21 protein-coding genes and 1 tRNA gene are annotated in these 19,155 nt (G+C 59.5%); 5 read left to right on the forward strand and 17 right to left on the reverse strand.

All coding sequences use genetic code 11. The features are described 5' to 3' along the window. The first annotated feature begins 38 nt into the window (after positions 1-38). From gcvT to BLL36_RS01625, 3 genes are all read left to right on the forward strand, one after another. Positions 39-1,163, forward strand: coding sequence for a glycine cleavage system aminomethyltransferase GcvT (gene gcvT, locus BLL36_RS01615; RefSeq protein WP_076949736.1), 1,125 nt, complete (start codon positions 39-41; stop codon positions 1,161-1,163). 393 nt (positions 1,164-1,556) lie between these two features. Continuing rightward, the gene (locus BLL36_RS01620) at positions 1,557-1,769 is read left to right on the forward strand and encodes a cold-shock protein (RefSeq protein ID WP_014339904.1); all 213 of its coding nucleotides are present in this window, start codon (positions 1,557-1,559) and stop codon (positions 1,767-1,769) included. Between the two features lie 95 nt (positions 1,770-1,864). Further along, positions 1,865-2,353, forward strand: coding sequence for an RDD family protein (locus BLL36_RS01625; protein ID WP_076949737.1), 489 nt, complete (start codon positions 1,865-1,867; stop codon positions 2,351-2,353). A gap of 134 nt (positions 2,354-2,487) precedes the next feature. On the opposite strand, the gene nadA is transcribed toward BLL36_RS01625, so the two are convergent. Beyond that, positions 2,488-3,546: a quinolinate synthase NadA gene (gene nadA, locus BLL36_RS01630; RefSeq protein WP_076949738.1), complete on the reverse strand. Its 1,059-nt coding sequence runs from the start codon at positions 3,544-3,546 to the stop codon at positions 2,488-2,490. Between the two features lie 239 nt (positions 3,547-3,785). Further along, the gene (locus BLL36_RS01635) at positions 3,786-5,363 is read right to left on the reverse strand and encodes a lactate dehydrogenase (protein ID WP_231998925.1); all 1,578 of its coding nucleotides are present in this window, start codon (positions 5,361-5,363) and stop codon (positions 3,786-3,788) included. A gap of 182 nt (positions 5,364-5,545) precedes the next feature. On the opposite strand from BLL36_RS01635, the gene BLL36_RS01640 reads away from it, so the two are divergent. Both BLL36_RS01640 and BLL36_RS01645 read left to right on the forward strand, forming a co-directional pair. Continuing rightward, a complete protein-coding gene (locus BLL36_RS01640; RefSeq protein WP_076949739.1) occupies positions 5,546-5,950 on the forward strand; it encodes an antitoxin Xre-like helix-turn-helix domain-containing protein in 405 nt (134 codons plus the stop codon). After that, complete coding sequence (locus BLL36_RS01645) at positions 5,944-6,636, forward strand: RES family NAD+ phosphorylase (RefSeq protein WP_076949740.1); 693 nt, start codon at positions 5,944-5,946, stop codon at positions 6,634-6,636. Before BLL36_RS01640 ends, BLL36_RS01645 begins: the two co-directional genes overlap by 7 nt. A gap of 119 nt (positions 6,637-6,755) precedes the next feature. Here BLL36_RS01645 and BLL36_RS01650 read toward each other — a convergent pair. The 15 genes from BLL36_RS01650 to aspS form a co-directional block, all read right to left on the reverse strand. Then, positions 6,756-6,831 (reverse strand) — tRNA-Lys (locus BLL36_RS01650). A 63-nt stretch (positions 6,832-6,894) separates the two neighbouring features. Continuing rightward, positions 6,895-7,569 (reverse strand): 7-cyano-7-deazaguanine synthase QueC, encoded by a 675-nt coding sequence (queC, locus tag BLL36_RS01655; protein ID WP_162279238.1) that lies wholly within the window; start codon positions 7,567-7,569, stop codon positions 6,895-6,897. A 16-nt stretch (positions 7,570-7,585) separates the two neighbouring features. Further along, positions 7,586-8,233 (reverse strand): 7-carboxy-7-deazaguanine synthase QueE, encoded by a 648-nt coding sequence (gene queE / locus BLL36_RS01660; RefSeq protein WP_065873595.1) that lies wholly within the window; start codon positions 8,231-8,233, stop codon positions 7,586-7,588. A gap of 164 nt (positions 8,234-8,397) precedes the next feature. Then, positions 8,398-9,231 (reverse strand): tol-pal system protein YbgF, encoded by an 834-nt coding sequence (gene ybgF / locus BLL36_RS01665; protein ID WP_076949742.1) that lies wholly within the window; start codon positions 9,229-9,231, stop codon positions 8,398-8,400. A 6-nt stretch (positions 9,232-9,237) separates the two neighbouring features. Continuing rightward, entirely contained in the window at positions 9,238-9,738 is a 501-nt protein-coding gene (gene pal, locus BLL36_RS01670) for a peptidoglycan-associated lipoprotein Pal (protein ID WP_003209827.1), read from the reverse strand. Positions 9,739-9,793: 55 nt separating this feature from the next. Continuing rightward, the gene (gene tolB, locus BLL36_RS01675) at positions 9,794-11,074 is read right to left on the reverse strand and encodes a Tol-Pal system beta propeller repeat protein TolB (protein WP_178115237.1); all 1,281 of its coding nucleotides are present in this window, start codon (positions 11,072-11,074) and stop codon (positions 9,794-9,796) included. A gap of 17 nt (positions 11,075-11,091) precedes the next feature. Next, positions 11,092-12,165, reverse strand: a complete 1,074-nt coding sequence (tolA, locus tag BLL36_RS01680) for a cell envelope integrity protein TolA (protein ID WP_076949744.1) — start codon at positions 12,163-12,165, stop codon at positions 11,092-11,094. Next, the gene (gene tolR, locus BLL36_RS01685) at positions 12,165-12,617 is read right to left on the reverse strand and encodes a protein TolR (RefSeq protein ID WP_162279258.1); all 453 of its coding nucleotides are present in this window, start codon (positions 12,615-12,617) and stop codon (positions 12,165-12,167) included. The genes tolA and tolR overlap by 1 nt, the downstream gene beginning before the upstream one ends. Before the next feature lie 23 nt (positions 12,618-12,640). After that, positions 12,641-13,336: a protein TolQ gene (gene tolQ / locus BLL36_RS01690; protein WP_076949746.1), complete on the reverse strand. Its 696-nt coding sequence runs from the start codon at positions 13,334-13,336 to the stop codon at positions 12,641-12,643. 1 nt (position 13,337) lies between these two features. Next, positions 13,338-13,793, reverse strand: coding sequence for a tol-pal system-associated acyl-CoA thioesterase (ybgC, locus tag BLL36_RS01695; protein WP_076949747.1), 456 nt, complete (start codon positions 13,791-13,793; stop codon positions 13,338-13,340). A gap of 247 nt (positions 13,794-14,040) precedes the next feature. After that, entirely contained in the window at positions 14,041-15,099 is a 1,059-nt protein-coding gene (ruvB, locus tag BLL36_RS01700) for a Holliday junction branch migration DNA helicase RuvB (RefSeq protein ID WP_015885611.1), read from the reverse strand. Further along, on the reverse strand, positions 15,100-15,711 hold the full coding sequence (ruvA, locus tag BLL36_RS01705) for a Holliday junction branch migration protein RuvA (RefSeq protein ID WP_003175802.1): 612 nt from the start codon (positions 15,709-15,711) through the stop codon (positions 15,100-15,102). It lies immediately after the preceding gene. Positions 15,712-15,779: 68 nt separating this feature from the next. Beyond that, positions 15,780-16,304 carry a crossover junction endodeoxyribonuclease RuvC gene (gene ruvC, locus BLL36_RS01710; RefSeq protein ID WP_076949748.1) on the reverse strand — a complete coding sequence of 175 codons (525 nt, stop codon included), beginning with the start codon at positions 16,302-16,304 and terminating at the stop codon, positions 15,780-15,782. 141 nt (positions 16,305-16,445) lie between these two features. Further along, positions 16,446-17,192: a YebC/PmpR family DNA-binding transcriptional regulator gene (locus BLL36_RS01715; protein WP_076949749.1), complete on the reverse strand. Its 747-nt coding sequence runs from the start codon at positions 17,190-17,192 to the stop codon at positions 16,446-16,448. Positions 17,193-17,326: 134 nt separating this feature from the next. Then, positions 17,327-19,102 (reverse strand): aspartate--tRNA ligase, encoded by a 1,776-nt coding sequence (aspS, locus tag BLL36_RS01720; protein WP_076949750.1) that lies wholly within the window; start codon positions 19,100-19,102, stop codon positions 17,327-17,329. Positions 19,103-19,155: the final 53 nt, after the last annotated feature.

Raw genomic sequence — 19,155 nt, forward strand, 5'->3', positions numbered from 1 at the left:
GCCCAACGGCGCGCCAGCACGTTTTTCAGGAGCTGAATATGTCCACCGAAACCCTGTTGAAAACCCCACTGCACGCCCTGCACCTCGAGCTCGGCGCGCGCATGGTGCCCTTCGCCGGCTACGACATGCCGGTGCAATACCCGCTGGGTGTGATGAAAGAACACCAACACACCCGTGATCAGGCCGGGTTGTTCGACGTGTCCCACATGGGCCAGATCCGCCTCACCGGCGCCAATGCCGCCAAGGCCCTGGAAACCCTGGTGCCGGTCGACATCATCGACCTGCCGGTGGGCATGCAGCGCTATGCGATGTTCACCAATGACCAGGGCGGTATTCTCGATGACCTGATGGTGGCCAACCTGGGTAACGATGAGCTGTTCCTGGTGGTCAACGCCGCCTGCAAGGACCAGGACCTGGCGCACCTGCACCAGCATATCGGCGACCAGTGCGGCATTGAGCCGCTGTTTGAAGAACGTGCACTGCTGGCCTTGCAAGGCCCGGCGGCAGTAAAGGTGCTGGCGCGCCTGGCCCCGGAAGTCACCAGGATGACGTTCATGCAGTTCACCACCCTGCGCCTGCTGGGCGTGGACTGCTACGTCAGCCGTTCCGGCTACACCGGTGAAGACGGTTTTGAAATTTCCGTGCCCGCCGCCAACGCCGAAAGTCTGGCCCGCAGCTTGCTGGCCGAGACCGAAGTGCAGGCCATCGGCCTGGGTGCCCGCGACTCGCTGCGCCTGGAAGCCGGCCTGTGCCTGTACGGCCATGACATGAACACCGACACCACGCCGATTGAAGCCAGCCTGTTGTGGGCGATCTCCAAGGCCCGTCGCGCCGACGGTGCGCGTGCCGGTGGCTTCCCGGGTGCAGACAAGATCTTCACCCAGCAACAAACCGGTGTGAGCCGCAAACGCGTAGGCCTGTTGCCACAGGAACGCACGCCTGTGCGTGAAGGCGCGGAGATTGTCGACGCAGATGGCACCGTGATAGGCAGCGTCTGCAGCGGTGGCTTCGGTCCGTCCCTGGGTGGACCGCTGGCCATGGGTTACCTCGACAGTGCATTTATCGCACTGGACACTGAAGTTTCTGCGCTGGTGCGTGGGAAAAAGGTGCCGCTGCGTGTAAGTAAAATGCCATTTGTACCGCAACGTTACTACCGCGGCTGATTGGCTGTTTCTATAAGTAACGCGGTTGCGTTGACGTGCACTAATCTGTAACGCAACCGCCATAAAACAGTGCACTAGCGATAGTCTTTATTTAAGAGCCTGGCTATAACAAGTGATCGACTCTATCGAATAAGCCGACCCCGAATTTATTCACCTAATTGCAATCTTCCCCAGCAAAACCGGCGCATTTGCAGGGCTTGTTTTTTCTGCGTTAGTTGGCGTAGAGTTTGCCCACTGTGTTTGCATGGGTCGCTTGGAACCTGGACCTGGGCAGTAGCTGAAGTAGTAGTGCTACAACCCGTTCGACGTCTCTTACTTTCCTGCAACCCAGCCCAGTACTCTTTCATGTGAAAGGGGCTGTCATTAATTTTTAGCGTCAAAGGAAAGAAGAAAATGGCTGATCGTCAGAGCGGTACCGTCAAGTGGTTTAACGACGAGAAAGGGTTTGGTTTTATCACGCCAGAAAGCGGTCCGGATCTGTTCGTGCATTTCCGCGCTATTCAGGGCAACGGCTTCAAGAGCCTGAAAGAAGGCCAGAAAGTGACATTCGTTGCTGTGCAAGGCCAGAAAGGCATGCAGGCTGACGAAGTACAAGCAGAAGGCTGATCCCTCCTGCGACAAAAAGCCCCTGATGGTGACATCAGGGGCTTTTTTATGTGCGATTGCTCGTAAAATGGCTTTTTTTACAAGAGCGCCCTGCCATGTCCAAACCCCTGTTGAGCCCCCAAGGCGAATTCCCCGCCGTTGGCCTGGGCCGTCGCCTGGCAGCAATGTTCTATGACTTCCTGTTGTGCACCGCCCTGCTGATCGTCACCGCCTTCATCTACAAGCTGATCTGGATCGCGTTCGTGGGCGAAGCCAGGATGCGCACCCTCACCGAATCCGGTGCGCTGGACGGCGATCCGTTGCTGTCGACGATTCTGCTGTTTGTACTGTTTGGCTTCTTCGCCAAGTTCTGGACCCATTCCGGGCAGACCCTGGGCATGCAGGTGTGGGGCGTGCGCGTACAGAACGCCGATGGCTCGCGGATCAGCCTGTGGCAGGCGCTGTTGCGCTTTGTGGTGTCGATTGCGTCGTGGTTGTGCGTGGGGCTGGGGTTTATCTGGTCGCTGTTTGATAAGCGCAAACGCAGCTGGCATGACATCTATTCGGATACGCAGCTGGTGCGGATTCCGAAGCAGAAGAAGTAGCACGGAACGCTGAAGAACCATTGTGGGAGCTGGCTTGCCTGCGATGGCGGTCTTCCAGCCAAAGTACCCGGTGCTGACTCACCGCAGTCGCAGGCAAGCCAGCTCCCACATTTTGATCAGTGTTCAGCCTCGGATCAGGCGTTGCCGGCCAGTTTGAGGCGCGCTGCCTGGGTGAAGTCGAGCATGCGCTTGAGCGGGCGCACCGCGTGGGGAATCACCGACGGCTCGACGAAGATCTCGTTGCTGCCTTCGCGCAGGCACTGCAGCGTGCGCTCCAGCGTATTCATCGCCATCCACGGGCAATGCGCGCAACTGCGGCACGCGGCGCCGTTGCCGGCGGTAGGTGCTTCGACAAAGACCTTGTCCGGGCACAACTGCTGCATCTTGTAAAAGATGCCACGGTCGGTGGCGACGATAAAGGTCTTGTTCGGCAGGCGCTGGGCGGCCGCAATCAGTTGGCTGGTCGACCCCACGGCGTCGGCCAGTTCGATCACCGCCGTCGGCGACTCCGGGTGCACCAGGATGGCTGCGTCCGGGTACAGCGCCTTCATGTCTTCGAGCTGCTTGGACTTGAACTCTTCGTGGACGATGCAGGCACCGTCCCACAGCAGCATGTCGGCGCCGGTCTGGCGCTGGATGTAAGTCCCCAGGTGCTTGTCCGGGCCCCAGATGATCGTCTCGCCGTTGTCCATCAGGCTCTCGACGATTTCCAGGGCGCAGCTGGAGGTCACCACCCAGTCCGCCCGCGCCTTGACCGCAGCCGACGTGTTGGCATACACCACCACGGTGCGCTCGGGATGCTGATCGCAGAACGCCGAGAACTCATCCACCGGGCAACCCAGGTCCAGGGAGCACGTGGCTTCAAGGGTAGGCATGAGGATGCGTTTGTCGGGCGTGAGGATCTTGGCGGTCTCGCCCATGAAACGCACTCCGGCGACCAACACGGTCTTGGCCGGGTGGGCGGCGCCGAAACGGGCCATTTCCAGGGAGTCGGAGACACAGCCGCCGGTCTCTTCGGCCAAGGCCTGAATCACCGGGTCACAGTAGAAGTGGGCAACCAACACCGCGTCCTGGGCTTTGAGCTCAGCGGCGATGGCTGCACGCAGGCTTGCCTCTTCATCGGCGCTGAGGGCCTTGGGCTGCTTGGCGTCGAGGTGGGCTTGAACCAGAAGGCGTTCGGAAATTTGCGTCATGTTCGCAAGACCTGCAGGCGCAGTAAGCGCGAAAGTCGAGTGTACCACCGGCTCTGGTGCCCTTCGGGCGCCGCCGGATGAAGTGGTTGTGTTCATCAAGCACGGGTTCAGGTGAAGCTGCGCAAGGCTACAGAATATCCAAGGGTTTCAAAAGCCTAATCTGGCATTCGCCGGTGCGCCTGTCGGGCAAAAAAACGGGGAACCCCACGGCTGGGGTTCCCCGTTTTTTTTAGCCTGCGTCAGCGCACCAACGCGGACGGATCTTCCTGCAGTATTACCGAAGCCTGCAGGTTGGCCAGCGCGTCTTTCAGACTGGACGTCTCCAGCGCGTCCTCGGACTTCTCGCTCTCCTTGGCCGCGTATTCGAGCAGCACCAGGTAATCGCGCTTGACCGAGGCCTGCGCGGGCACGAAGGTTTCGTCCACCCGCTTGCCCATCACGTACTTTTGCGTACGGGTGTTCTGACTGGCCTCTTGCGATACGGAAGCGTCGGTCAGCATGCCGTCCTTGTACCCAAGCGTAGCCAAACTGCTGGCCTTGTCCTGTACCTGCACATAGAGGTAATTCTGCGATTCAGCGCTGCCATCCAGGGCCGGGGCCTTTTCCCCCCTTAGGCCTTTATGGAAACTGGCGGAGAGGCTCGATTGCTGAACCTGGCTGATGCTGCGGTCCAAGGTGCTGGTGCCGCCGACGCGAGTCTTTTGCGAGACTTCATAAGCAAAACCGTCGACCTCGGACGGTCGCATCGGGTTGGTCGACTCACTGGCCTGCTTGAGCGACGCCTTGAAGTCCGCCAAGCCGGTCTGCATGTTCTGATCCGTGGGGTTGCGCGTCAGCGCTTGCGGCAACGACGCGCCCTGTGGATAACTGGCGTTCATGGCACTGAAGGCGTCTTTGAACATCGCCATCAGTTCCGGTTTGGCGTTGCCGCGCTCCTGTGCCCGTTCAAATTGGGCCAGGTAGCTTTTCAGCGCCTTGGCCTGTTGCTTGGCGTCACCCAGGATTGCGCTGTTTTGCAGATCGACGGCCAGGTCCAGTTGGCCCAGCGCGCCACTCAAGCGCGTGGTGCGGCTTTGAGTGTCGGCGTGAAAGGCCAGGCTCAAGCCCTGGCCATCCAGTGTCTTGAGCTTGACGCTGAGGTCCACTGAGGCCAGCAGCCTGGAATCAAACTGCGTAAGCTGGCTCAGGTCGAGCTTGGGCGGCGTTGCTGTCAAACCATCCACGCTGGCCTGGAAAGCACTCCCCAATTTGCCTACTGCTTCGAGTTCCGAATCGCTCAACGTGCCGCCATCCACGGTGGCCTGCACGCCCAGACCCTCGGACTGGCTGGAAAGGCTGAACGTGACGGTCTTGCCACTGGCGGTCTTGATGCTGAGGCTCACCAGGTTGTCGGCCTTGCTATGCAGCAGGCTTTGATCGGCCTTGATCTCACCGGCGTTTTGCGCCCGGTCGGCACTTGCGTACATCACCGATTGTGAAAAACCCGCCCCGCCACCCTTGACGAATTGCGCGATCAGGCCGGTGCCGATGCCATTAAAACGCTTGGCCGTGGACAGTGAGTTGAAATTGGCGTCGAGGGTTTTACTCAGCTCAGTCTGGCTATCGCTCTCCCAGGCACGCACGGTTTCCTGACCAGGGAATTGCCCATGGCGGGAATAGGTATTGGCGAGCGTATCGGAGACGTCGTTGCCCAGGCTGACTACCGAAGAAGGCCGCGTGATGCTGGCGTCTGCATTTGGCGCTAGTGTGGAGGTCGGCGCCTCAGTCGGACGAAAGATAAGTAGCTGGGTGGCGCCTATAGGCGAAAGCGTCGTCATGACGATCCCTGTCTTGAGCTGAACAATGCTTAATCTAACCAAGACTTCACTCAATTGACAGTACGTAAATAGCAAAAAGCCATGCATCGAAGATGCCGTTGGTCAGAGCCAGGCAGATTTGCATCCATAGATGCAATTGATCTATATTTGATTCCACAGACGCATATCAGAGGAGTCCAGCAATGACAGCCGTTTCCCAAGCGCAGGCTTTCACCAAAGATCAATGCGTAACCGGTCTTCGCGCAGCAGTGGGCATCCTCGAAAAATGGCAGGCATCGAGCGATCAGGCTTGCCGTGTCCTGCGCATTTCCCGCAGCACCTTCACCCGAGCCAAACAGGGCGATACAGCTTGGTCGGTGAGCCTGGACGCGGATCAGATGCAGCGCATCAGTCTCGTACTCAACATCCACGCAGCACTGCGCCTGGTTTTTGATAACCCCGAAAACGTCTATGGATTTGCGTCGATGGCGAACGACAACAGTTTCTTCAACGGCCGCACGCCGCTTGAAGTCATGGCGCAGGGGGACATGATTTCCCTGTATGAAACGTATCGCCGGATCGATGTCTTGCGTGGAGCGCAATGGTAATGCTGGCACGCCTGGTTGATCTGCCGGGTGGGCAGGTACAAGCCTATCGCTTGGTCAACTCCAAGTTTCCGCCAATCGCCTTGTTTGATGATGTCGCCGATGCGGACGAATTCGAAACCCTCTACCACATCCAGGCGCTGACCAACCCCAGGCTGAAAAACGAAGTGGGGCGCATCGAGCTGATACCCCGCAAGGACATTCCGTTTGGTATTTCGGGCTGCTCTTATGCAACGGCGCCCTTCACCCACGTCAACCCCGAAGGTTCCCGCTTCAGTGATGGCAGCTTCGGCGTGCTGTACCTGGCCGCCACCATGGAGACCGCGCTTGCGGAGGTGCACCATCATCAAGAGAAATACTGGCAAAAGGTCCGCGGGCTCAATTACGAGCGCTTCGTTTTTCGAGGCCTGACCTGCACCTTCGCGCAACGCCTGATGAAAGACGTGACCTCGCTGCCGATGATCGACCCTCTGTATGACCCTGACGACTACGCCCACGCCCGTGCGCTGGGGCGGGCGGTGAAGGAAGCCGGCTGCCCCGGCCTTCGCTACAACTCGGTGCGTTTGCCTGGCAATCATTGCTGGGCGCTGATGACCCCAAGACCGGTCTCTTCGATCATCCAGACGGCCCACTATGAAATGGTCTGGAATGGCCATCTGTCCAGCGTGAACAAGATCAGCGAAGCCTGACCCGAGGCAATGGATGCGCCGCAGGGTTGTTGCGCGTCGACGGTGCCAAATCCCAGGCAAAAAAAAACCCGGAAATCCTCACTTGCGTGGGCCTTCCGGATTTTCTAAACCGCCAAAAATGGTGGGTCGTGTGGGATTCGAACCTACGACCAATTGGTTAAAAGCCAACTGCTCTACCAACTGAGCTAACGACCCGCTGTGTGGTGGCGCGTATAATACTGATTTCTAAGGATTATTCAACACCTTATTTGAAATAAATCAGAAATAACGCGTTGGGTCAGTGATTCCGGCCGCTTGGAAGCCTTCTGCACGCAGCCGGCAGCTGTCGCATTTCCCACAAGCACGGCCGTCATCGTCTGCCAGGTAGCAGGAAACAGTCAGCGAATAATCAACGCCAAGTCCTACGCCTGCCTTGACGATATCGGCTTTGCTCAGGTTTTGCAGCGGCGCCAGGATGCGGAAGCCTTGCCCCTCTACGCCGGCTTTTGTCGCCAGGTTGGCCATGCGTTCGAACGACTCGACGAACTCCGGACGGCAGTCCGGGTAGCCGGAATAATCCACTGCGTTCACGCCAATAAAGATATCGCGAGCGTTGAGCACTTCCGCCCAACCCAGGGCCAGGGACAGGAATACGGTGTTACGTGCAGGCACGTAGGTCACCGGGATCCCTTCGCTGGGCGCCTGCGGTACGTCGATGCTGCTGTCGGTCAGCGCGGAGCCGCCGATACCGTTGAGGTTGAGGCCAATCACCTTGTGCTCGACCACACCCATGTCACGGGCGACACGGGCGGCGGCGCTCAACTCGGCACGATGCCGTTGGCCGTAGTCGAAACTCATGGTGTAGCAGCTATAGCCTTCAGCCTGCGCCATAGCCACCACCGTGGCGGAGTCGAGGCCGCCGGACAGCAGGATTACCGCACGTTTTTGGTTCATCGTGTGTTCAGTCATATCAGCGCCCTGGCTCGTCGTTCCAAAGGTATTTATGCAGCTGCAATTGCAGGCGCACCGGTAGATTGTCCGCCACCACCCAATCGGCGAGGTCGCGTGCGTTCAAGTCATGGTGGCTCGGCGAAAACAGGACTTCGCCTGCACGGCGATCCAGGCCATATTGGATCAGCTTGGAATTTGCCCAGTCGTAGTCGTCACGGGAACAGATGACGAACTTGACCTGGTCATTGGCCGTCAGCAGGTCGATGTTCTCGTAGCGGTTGCGGTGCGCTTCCTTGGAGCCTGGGGTCTTGAGGTCGACCACGCGGCTGACGCGTGGGTCCACCGCAGAGATATCCAAGGCGCCGCTGGTCTCGAGCGAGACTTCGTAGCCGGCGTCGCACAGCTGCTTGAGCAAAGGGATAGCATTGGGCTGGGCCAGCGGCTCACCGCCGGTCACGCAGACGTAGCGCGGCTTGTAGCCGGCAACCTGCTCCAGGATGTCATCAAGGGTGCGCACCGTGCCGCCACTGAAGGCGTAGGCGCTGTCACAGTATTGGCAACGCAAGGGGCAACCGGTCAGGCGCACAAAAACGGTGGGCAGCCCAGCCGTCCGCGTTTCACCCTGCAACGAGTAAAAAACTTCGGTAATACGTAATGTGTCTTGCATAATCGCCACGGGCGTAACAGCTAAACAGGCTGTCCGCCTCCGTCAGGCACTTCAAGAGACCCCGCCAACGCGCAGGCCCCAAAAAGCGTGTTTCATAAAAGGGCGTGGATTCTAACGAAAAAACCCGCGACAGGCGCGGGTTTCTTCTAAACGGATTGCATCGCTTACAAGCGCTGCAGGTCCCGTTGGGCCAACTGGGCAGCGGAAGTACCCGGATATTGGGCCACCACCTGCTGCAGAATGCCTTTCACCTTGTCGGTATGACCCAGGCGGCGCTCTACATCAGCGAGCTTGTACAGCGAATCCGGTACCTTGGCGTGCTTGGGGTACAGCTGGCTGACCTTGGCGAACGCCTGGCCCGCCCCCTGCAGGTCACCCTTTGCCAGGTTGACTTCGCCCAGCCAGTATTGGGCGTTGCCCGCGTACTGGCTGTTCGGGTACTTGCGCAGGAAAGCGGTAAAGGCCTGGCTGGCCTTATCGAAATCCTTGGCCTTGATCAGGTCGAAAGCTGCATCGTAATACAGCTTTTCCTTGGCCGGATCGCCCGGTTCACTGCTCGCCGCAGGGGCTTGGCTGGCAGCCGCGCCCGCTGCTGCACCGCCGGCAGCAGCGCTTGGCGCGCCACCGGCAGAAGAATTATCAGGAGTTGCGGCAGGTGTAACGCCGGCTCCAATACGTCGATCAAGATCCTGGTATCGCTCCAGGCCTTCTTGCTTCAGCTGGTTCACTTGATTCTGCAGTACTTCAATTGCGCCCTGTTGCTGCGCCAATTGATCCTGCATGCGTTGCAGCTGGTTGAACAGTTCGCCCTGTGCCGAGGGAGCGGACGTAGCCGCTCCCCCCGCATAGGCGCCGTTCGTGCCATAACCTGCTGGCGGATAGCTGCTCCCGCTATTGTTATAGCCCGAGTTGCTATCCGTTACAGGAACCGCAGCCCACACCGCAAGCGGTGCGAGGCTGAGAGCCAATACAGTCAGAGCACGACGGCACGTTCGCATGACGAATTACTTACGCAGTTCGACGCGACGGTTTTGAGCCCAGGACTGCTCGTCGTGGCCAGTAGCAACTGGACGCTCTTTACCGTAGGAAACCAGTTCCAGTTGGCCTGGAGCAACACCTTGCAGTACCAGGTAGCGCTGAACGGCTTTCGCACGACGCTCGCCCAGTGCCATGTTGTACTCACGAGTACCACGTTCGTCGGTGTTACCTTCCAGAACAACGCGAGCGCCGTTAGCTTTCAGGTCTTTCGCGTGAACGTCCAGAGCGCGCATGGCTTCTGGTTTCAGGTCCGAACTGTCGTATTCGAAGTAGAAAGTGGTGATAGCGCGCAGAGCAGCTTCTTCGCTCAGGGAGCCGTCAACCGCACCAGTGTTAGCGCCGTAACCAGCGTTTGGATCAACAGCTGCGCCTTCACCGGCATTGTCGCCGCCTTTAGACGAGCAACCAACGGCTACGGACAGAGCCAGAGCCAGAGCAGCAAACTTACCAAACTTCAGCATTTCCATCGTGAAACTCCTAATGAACCCCAGTGTGTTAAGTACTTCTTTTTGTAGCGCCGCGTCAGTTCAGGTAAGGGGACCAGGATGGTTCTCTGACTTCGCCTTGTGCGGTAGGAAGTGGGAGCCTTACGCGTCCATTGATGGACACGAGCATCAAGACTCCCCGGCCCTGCTGGCGGGTGGCGTAGATTACCATGGTGCCGTTGGGCGCAACAGTAGCTGACTCATCAAGGTTGGTATCTGTAAGGATTTTTACGGTTCCGCGCTGCAAATCCTGGGCCGCAACCCGGAAATTAGTGAAACCATCCTGACGGTGAATCATCACCAACGTCTTTTCATCAGCCGAAAGCTTCGGATTGGCGTTGTAGTTGCCAATAAACGTCACGCGTTCCGCACCACCACCGCCCACGTTCGCCTTGTAGACCTGTGGCTTGCCGCCACGGTCGGACGTGAAGTAGATGGTTGAACCGTCTTTACCCCAAAACGGTTCGGTATTGATGCCAGGGCCGCTGGTAACACGGCTGATCTGGCGCGAAGCCATGTTCATCACGTAGATGTCCGGGTTGCCGTCCTTGGACAGCACGAACGCCAGGCGCGAACCATCCGGCGACCAGGCAGGCGCGCCGTTGAGGCCTTCGAAGTTGGTGATCTGCTCACGACGGCCCGTATCGATATGCTGGACGAAGATGCGTGGACGACGCTGCTCGAAAGACACGTAGGCGATACGCTTGCCGTCCGGCGCAAAGCGCGGCGACAGGATGGGCTCACGCGATTGCAGCAACGTCACCGCGCGCGCACCGTCGTAGTCCGAACGCTGCAGCGTGTAGCGAGTGTTGTCTACGGAGAAACGTTCAGCCGTCACATACAGCAGACGCGTCGAGAAAGCACCCTTGATACCGGTGAGTTTTTCAAACGACTGGTCCGAAATGTAGTGGGCCATGTCCCGCAGTTGTTCGGCGGTGCCGGAGACACTGCCGGTCAAAACCTGCTGCTCGGTGGCCACGTTGAACAAGGTGTAGGTGATCTGCAGGCGACCGCCGGCCGGCGTGATGTTACCGACCATCAGGTACTGCGCGCCCACCGCTTTCCAGTCACGGAACACGACTTCGCTGGCCTGGTTGGGCTGGCTGATCATGTTGCCTTTCGGAATCGGTGCGTAGTAACCGGAGTTGCGCAGGTCGTCGCTGACGATCTGGGCCATGTCGTCCGGCAGCACGCTGCCGCCCTGCCAGCCGAACGGCACTACCGCAATCGGGGTGGCCCGGTCGCTGCCGCTGGTGACCAGGATGTTCTTTTCATCCGCCGCCGCTATCCCTGCCATACAGCAAATAACGACAAGCATTCCTCGAAGAAGGTTTCTCACAAGGCTAGATCCTCAGGTGTGAATGTCATCTTGAATGAACGATAGGGAGCGAAGTCGCTTGGTTTCATTCCCTGCATCTCGGTCAACCGGCCAATGTTCTTGACCGCTGCAACCGCCGAACTGTCGAACGAACCGTCACCACTGGACTTGGCCACGCTGACCGAGGTCACCGTACCGTCCGGCAACATGCCGATCTGCAGCACTACTGTCATGCCTTTGCGTGCCGAAGGTGGACGTGTCCAACCTTCCGCTGCCCGCGCCCGAATCAGGTCGTCGAAACTGCCCGCTACTTCATCGCCCTGCTCGTCGGCCAAGGCTTGCTGACGCTGAGGCGTGTCGGAAAGCAAGTCTGCCAAGGCCTGGGCCTTCTTCTCTTCGGCGGATTTGCGCGCTGCTTCCTGGGCCTTTTTCTTGGAGGCGTCGGCGGCAGCTTTCTTCTTCGCGTCTTCGGCGATTTTCTTCTTCGCCTCGTCTGCTTCAGCTTTTTTCTTGGCGTCTTCGGCGGCTTTCTTCTTCGCGTCTTCGACTATTTTCTTCTTGGCGTCTTCAGCGGCCTTTTTCTTGGCCTCTTCTTCGGCAGCTTTCTTGGCTTCTTCTTCAGATTTCTTCTTGGCTATATCAGCCAATTGTTTCTCTTCGGCTTTTTTAGCTTCGGCAGCCTTCTCGGACTTCTTGGCTTCATCAGCCTTTTTCGCCTCGTCGGCCTTCTTCGCTTCGTCAGCCTTTTTCGATTCCTCGGCCTTTTGAGCCGCCTCTTCTTTCTTTTGTTCCGCAGCAGCCTTCACCGCTTCCTGCTCGACCTTCTTCTGTTCCATCTGTTCGACTTCAGTCTGGCGCGCAGCCGACTTCTGGGCCTCACCCGCAATCTTCTGATTGGTCTGGGTGGTGGCCTGACTTTTCGATTTCAGCTGATACAGGGTCGCCTGCACGATCGGCTTGGCTGGCGGCAGGTCCGGGGTCATGGCAAAGCTGACGAACAGCATGCCAAACACCAGGACGTGCAGGGCAATTGCCCAGACGCTAGGCCAGAAGAAGCTTTCCGAGGCGGACGGCTCTCGCTGTTGGTGCATCAGGGCGCCTCGGTAATCAGGCCAACGTTACCCACGCCGGCCTTCTGCAGCCCGCCCATGGCGCCCATGACGGAACCGTAGTCGACCGATTTGTCACCGCGGATGAACACCTGGGTGTGCTTGCCGCCTTCGGTGCCGGAGCGGATGATCTTGGTCACGGCATCGGTCATCTGCGGCAAGGTCATGGCCTTGTCCTGCTGTTTCTGGGTATCGACTTCGCTGCCAAGGTTCCAGTAATAGGTCTTGTCAGCCTTGATCGAAATGGTCAGGACCTGGGTGTTGTTGTCCTGCGGCAAGGCTTCGCTGGAAACCTTGGGCAGATCAACTTTCACGCCCTGATTGAGCATCGGCGCGGTCACCATGAAGATGACAAGCAGTACCAGCATCACGTCGATGTAGGGCACTACGTTCATCTCGGCGACCGGCTTGCGCTTTTTGCGAGCTCGAGCGATTAAAGCCATTGGGAATTACCTGCTTATTCTTCGCTGGTGTGCACTTTACGGTGCAGGATCGCCTGGAATTCATCGGCGAAGGTGTAGTAACGGCTGATCAACGTTTCGCTGGTTGCGGCAAAACGGTTGTAGGCAATTACTGCGGGGATAGCAGCGAACAGGCCGATCGCGGTGGCGATCAGGGCTTCGGCAATACCCGGGGCCACGGTGGCGAGGGTGGCTTGCTGGGCCTGGGCCAGGCCACGGAAGGAGTTCATGATCCCCCACACGGTACCGAACAGGCCGATGTACGGGCTCACGGAACCGACGGTGGCGAGGAACGGCAGGCTCTGCTCAAGTTTCTCTTCTTCGCGGGAGATGGCGACGCGCATGGCGCGGGCTACACCTTCCATCACCGCTTCCGGATCGACGCCTGGCTGCTGGCGCAGACGGGAGAACTCCTTGAAGCCGGCACGGAAGATCTGCTCGACGCCCGAATCCGGGTCGGGGTTGCTGCCGGCCTGGCGATACAGCTTGGACAGGTCGATACCCGACCAGAAGCGCTCTTCAAAGCTCTCCAGGGCACGTCGACCGGCACGCAGCAGGTTGCTGCGCTGAAAAATCATGACCCAAGAGGTAACCGATGCGGCTACCAGGGTCAGCATCACCAGTTGAACCACGATACTGGCATTGCTGACCAGGCTCCACATGGAGGAATGGTCGACGACGGTAGGTTCCACGCTAAATCTCCTGCTTTGATTGTTTACCCGCGCCGCTTACGTCGGCAAAGGCCGCACGTAAAGCTTCGGGAATGGCCCGGGGTTTCAAGCTATTGGCGCGCACACAGGCCACCAGGAACTGCCCCTCACAGAGCAGCGTTGCATCCGTTGCCCGCCTGACCTGCTGCTTGAAACGCAGGCTGACACGGTTCAATTCAATTACTTCAGCGCTTACCAACAGCTCGTCGTCCAGCCGCGCCGGCGCGTGATACCGCGCCTCGCTGGAGTGCACGACGAATAACAGGTCCTCCCCTGCCAGCTCGGATTGGGCAAAGCCCAGTTCCCGTAGCCGCTCGGTTCGAGCCCGCTCCATGAACTTGAGGTAATTGACGTAATACACGATGCCGCCGGCATCGGTGTCCTCGTAATAAACGCGACAGCGATGTGCGAACGACTGATCCCCGTTTTGCGCGCGCATACTCTAGTGCTTACTCCTCAGGTTGCCAATCCGGCTGGGCAACTGTTTTTGCATTCTCGAAGACATTTCCTACGACTGAATGACGACGCCAGACACTGGGACAGCACAAACCTCAGATAAATCATCCCACGTGGCAAATACCCTGTAGGAGCGAGCTTGCTCGCGAAGCACCTGAGCGCGCCGCGTACAACCAAACACACTGCGTCATCGTTGACGTTTTTCGCGAGCAAGCTCGCTCCTACATTTTTTAATCGTCCACTGCATCGAGGAATTCGTCTACCACGGGCATCTCACCCAATCGTGACGGAATATTTAACCCGAAGTGCAGGTAGGCATGGCGCGTGACCACCCGGCCCCTGGGGGTGCGCATGATGTAGCCCTGCTGGATCAGGTACGGCTCCAGCACATCCTCGATGGTATGGCGCTCCTCGCTGATGGCTGCCGCCAAACTGTCGACGCCCACCGGGCCACCGTCGAACTTCTCGATCATGGTCAAGAGCAGGCGCCGATCCTGGTGATCGAAGCCATGCTCATCCACGTCCAGCAGGTTCAGGGCCAGGTCGGCCACGGCCTTGGTGATATGCCCCTTGGCCCGCACTTCGGCGAAGTCGCGCACACGCCGCAGCAGGCGGTTGGCAATCCGCGGCGTACCGCGGGCGCGACGGGCGATTTCAAACGCGCCTTCCGGGTCCAGGGGCAAGCCGAGAATGCCCGCCGAACGACTGACGATGGTCGCAAGGTCTGCCGTGCTATAGAACTCCAGACGTTGAACAATGCCGAAACGGTCTCGCAGCGGGTTGGTCAACATGCCCGCGCGCGTCGTGGCGCCCACCAACGTGAACGGCGGCAGGTCGAGCTTGATCGAGCGGGCCGCCGGGCCTTCGCCGATCATGATGTCGAGCTGGAAGTCTTCCATCGCCGGGTACAACACTTCCTCGACGATCGGCGAGAGCCGGTGGATTTCATCGATGAACAGCACGTCGTGGGGCTCGAGGTTGGTCAGCAACGCCGCCAAGTCACCGGGGCGTTCCAGCACCGGGCCGGAGGTGGACTTGATCGACACGCCCATTTCCTGGGCAATGATGTTGGCCAGGGTGGTCTTGCCCAGGCCCGGCGGGCCGAAGATCAGCGTGTGATCCAGGGACTCGCTGCGCCCGCGCGCGGCCTGGATGAACAACTCCATCTGCTCGCGCACGGTGGGCTGGCCAATGTAGTCGGCCAGGCTCAGGGGCCGGATGGCGCGGTCCTGGACTTCTTCACGGTCACGCGGGCCGGTGGCCGCGATCAGACGATCTGCTTCAATCACTTAAATCATTCCCTTCAGGGCGCGGCGGATCATGTCTTCACTGCTCAGGTTTTTGTCCTTGATGGCCGATACGGCCTTGCTCGCTTCCTGCGGCTTGTAGCCCAGGGAGATCAACGCACTGACCGCATCGCTCTCGGCGCTGGCGACCTGGCCCGCCGGCATATCCGGCTGGTTCGGCACCAGGGCAAACATGCTCGGCACCACTTCCCAGGCCTTGAAGCGGTCCTTGAGTTCCACCAGCAGGCGCTCGGCGGTCTTCTTGCCGACGCCCGGCACCTTGGTCAGCGCCGAGGTATCCTGGGCCGACACGGCCCGCACCAGCTCATCCACTTCCAGGCTCGACATCAAGGCCAGGGCCAGTTTCGGCCCTACGCCATTGAGGCGGATCAGCTCGCGAAAGAAGTCGCGGTCGCGCTTGCCAATGAAGCCATAGAGTAGTTGCGCGTCTTCGCGCACCACCAGATGGGTGTGCAGTGTTATCGGCTCGCCGACCGACGGTAGGCGATACAAGGTGGTCATGGGCACTTCCAGCTCATACCCCAACCCATTTACATCCAGAATCAGGTGCGGCGGCTGTTTCTCAGCCAGGGTGCCGCGCAAGCGTCCAATCACGGTTCAGATCCTTAAAGCTTGGGGGTCAGAACAGGGCCTGACCGGAAATAACGATTGCGCTGATGCTATCAGAGACGCAGGCGCCCGCCACGACTGCGTGCCGTGCCGAGGCCGTGGGGCAGCAGGCTGGAACGGGTGTGCGCATGGCAAATGGCGATGGCCAGAGCGTCGGAGGCGTCGATCTGCGGTTTTGACGTGAGCTTGAGCATGTGCATGACCATCATCTGCACCTGCTCTTTATTCGCCGCACCCGTGCCGACCACCGCCTGCTTGACCTGGGTCGCGGTGTATTCGGCGATTTCCATGCCCTCCTCCGCGCCGGCGACAATGGCGGCGCCACGGGCCTGGCCAAGCTTCAAGGCCGAGTCGGCATTCTTGGCCATGAACACCTTTTCGATGCCCATGGTGATCGGCCCATAGGTCTGGATCACTTCACGCACGCCGCGATAGACGATCTGCAGGCGCTCGGCCAACTCGCCCGCACCGGTGCGTATGCAGCCCGAGGCGACGTAGATGCAGCCGCGCGGGGTCTGTTGCACCACGCCAAAACCGGTGATGCGCGAACCGGGGTCGATACCTAGGATTAAAGTCATAACGCCTGCAAGAAGGGTGGAGACACATAAAACCCTGTGGGAGCTGGCTTGCCTGCGATAGCGGTGTGTCAGTGAAAAAATCTATTTCTGATACACCGCTATCGCAGGCAAGCCAGCTCCCACATTGGATCTCTATTGCGCTTAAGAGAGTTGCTCGGCTACGGATTCCGGGATATCGGCATTGGAATACACGTTCTGCACATCATCCAGGTCTTCAAGCATATCCAACAGCTTCAACACCTTCTGCGCACCGTCCAGGTCCAACTCGGCACTGGTGGTCGGCAGCATCACGATTTCCGCGTCGGTGCCCTTGAACCCAGCAGCCTCAAGGGCGTTACGCACGGCATAAAAGCTGGCGAACGAGGTAAACACATCGACGGAGCCGTCTTCGTTGGTCACCACGTCGTCGGCATCGGCCTCCATCGCCGCTTCCATCAGCGCGTCTTCATCGGTGCCCGGCGCGAAGGATATCTGCCCCTTGCGTTCGAACAGGTAGGCCACCGAACCATCGGTGCCGAGGTTGCCGCCGCACTTGCTGAACGCATGGCGAACGGCCGCTGCGGTACGGTTGCGGTTGTCGGTCATGCATTCGACCATCACCGCCACGCCGCCCGGGCCGTAGCCTTCGTAGGTCAGCTCGACCATGTCATCGGTATCGGCGGCGCCGGCGCCACGGGCCACGGCACGGTCGATGATGTCGCGGCTCATGTTGGCGCCAAGCGCCTTGTCCAGCGCCAGGCGCAGACGCGGGTTGGAACCCGGGTCACCACCGCCCTGGCGGGCTGCGACGGTCAGCTCGCGGATCCACTTGGTGAAGATCTTGCCTTTCTTGGCATCCTGACGCTCTTTGCGGTGCTTGATGTTCGCCCACTTGGAATGGCCAGCCATTACACAACTCCGAATTCTGTAGAAACCGTATCAATCCCGCAGGGCAGGATTTCCCTCTTTTAAACGCAAAGGCGCATCCGAAGATGCGCCTTTTTGACTGCGTACAAACCTTATCGCGCTTTCACGCCGCAGCCTTACTCAGCCTTCGGCGTTTCGCGCAGGCGGATGTGCAGTTCACGCAATGCCTTGGCATCCACCACACCTGGAGCCTGGGTCATCACGTCCGCAGCACTCTGGGTTTTCGGGAAGGCGATCACTTCGCGGATCGACTGGGCGCCGGTCATCAGCATCACCAGACGGTCCAGGCCGAACGCCAGGCCACCGTGGGGCGGCGCGCCGTATTTCAGGGCGTCGAGCAGGAAGCCGAACTTCTCTTCCTGTTCCGCTTCGTTGATGCCCAACAGACGGAAGACCGCTTGCTGCATCTCTTTGCGGTGGATACGAATCGAACCGCCGCCCAGCTCGGTGCCGTTGAGCACCATGTCGTAGGCACGGGATAGTGCGCCTGCCGGGTTGGCTTCGAGCTCGGCCGGCGAGCACTTCGGCGCGGTGAACGGATGGTGCAAGGCGCTGAAGCTGCCGTCGTCGTTCTCTTCGAACATCGGGAAGTCGACGACCCACATCGGCGCCCACTCGCAGGTCAGCAGGTTCAGGTCGTGACCAAGCTTGATGCGCAGCGCGCCCAGGGCTTCGCTGACGATCTTGGCCTTGTCGGCGCCGAAGAACACGATATCGCCATCGACCGCACCGACGCGATCGAGGATCGTGTTCAGGTTGGCTTCGGGGATGTTTTTCACGATCGGCGACTGCAGGCCGTCAACGCCATTGGCGCGCTCGTTGACCTTGATGTACGCCAGGCCCTTGGCACCGTAGATGCCGACGAACTTGGTGTAGTCGTCGATCTGCTTGCGCGGCATGCTCGCGCCGCCAGGCACGCGCAGGGCGGCGATGCGGCATTTCGGGTCGTTGGCCGGGCCACTGAACACCTTGAAGTCGACGTCCTTGAGCTGATCGGCCACGTCCACCAGTTCCAGCGGGTTACGCAGGTCCGGCTTGTCGGAACCGTAGCGGCGCATGGCTTCTTCGAAGGTCATGTGCGGGAAGTCGCCGAACTCCAGGTCCAGCACTTCCTTGAACAGGTTGCGGATCATTTTCTCGGTGAGGCCCATAATCTCTTTTTCATCGAGGAAGCTGGTCTCGATGTCGATCTGGGTGAATTCCGGCTGGCGGTCGGCGCGCAGGTCTTCGTCACGGAAGCACTTGGCGATCTGGTAGTAACGGTCGAAGCCGGCCACCATCAGCAGTTGCTTGAACAGCTGCGGCGATTGCGGCAAGGCGAAGAAACTGCCTGGGTGGGTACGGCTAGGCACCAGGTAGTCACGCGCGCCTTCCGGGGTGGCGCGGGTCAGGATCGGGGTTTCAACGTCGAGGAAGCCATTCTCGTCGAGGAAGCGGCGGATGCTGGTGGTCATGCGCGAACGCAGGCGCAGCTTCTCGGCCATTTCCGGACGACGCAGGTCCAGGAAGCGATAGCGCAGGCGGGTTTCTTCGCCTACGTCGGAGTATTCGTTGAGCGGGAACGGCGGGGTTTCCGACTCGTTCAGCACTTCCAGCTCGTAGCCCAGCACTTCGATGCCGCCGGATGCCATGTTCTTGTTCACGGCACCGGCCGGACGCAGGCGTACCTTGCCGGTGATCTTCACCACGTATTCGCTGCGCACGCGGTCGGCGGCGGCGAAGCTCTCGGCGCGATCCGGGTCGAACACCACCTGGGCCAGACCGTCACGATCACGGATATCGAGGAAGATCACCCCGCCGTGGTCGCGGCGACGGTGAACCCATCCGCAAAGGGTGATTTCCTGACCTTCCAGGGTCTCGTTCAGTTGGCCGCAATAGTGGCTGCGCATCATGGTCGTGGTTTCACTTCTCGTAATTCGAAATTCGGTGGCAGGCCTGCCGCGTC

Origin of the sequence: Pseudomonas cedrina subsp. cedrina, assembly GCF_001983175.1 — a bacterium.
In the GTDB taxonomy this organism is placed as follows: Bacteria; Pseudomonadota; Gammaproteobacteria; order Pseudomonadales; family Pseudomonadaceae; genus Aquipseudomonas; species Aquipseudomonas cedrina.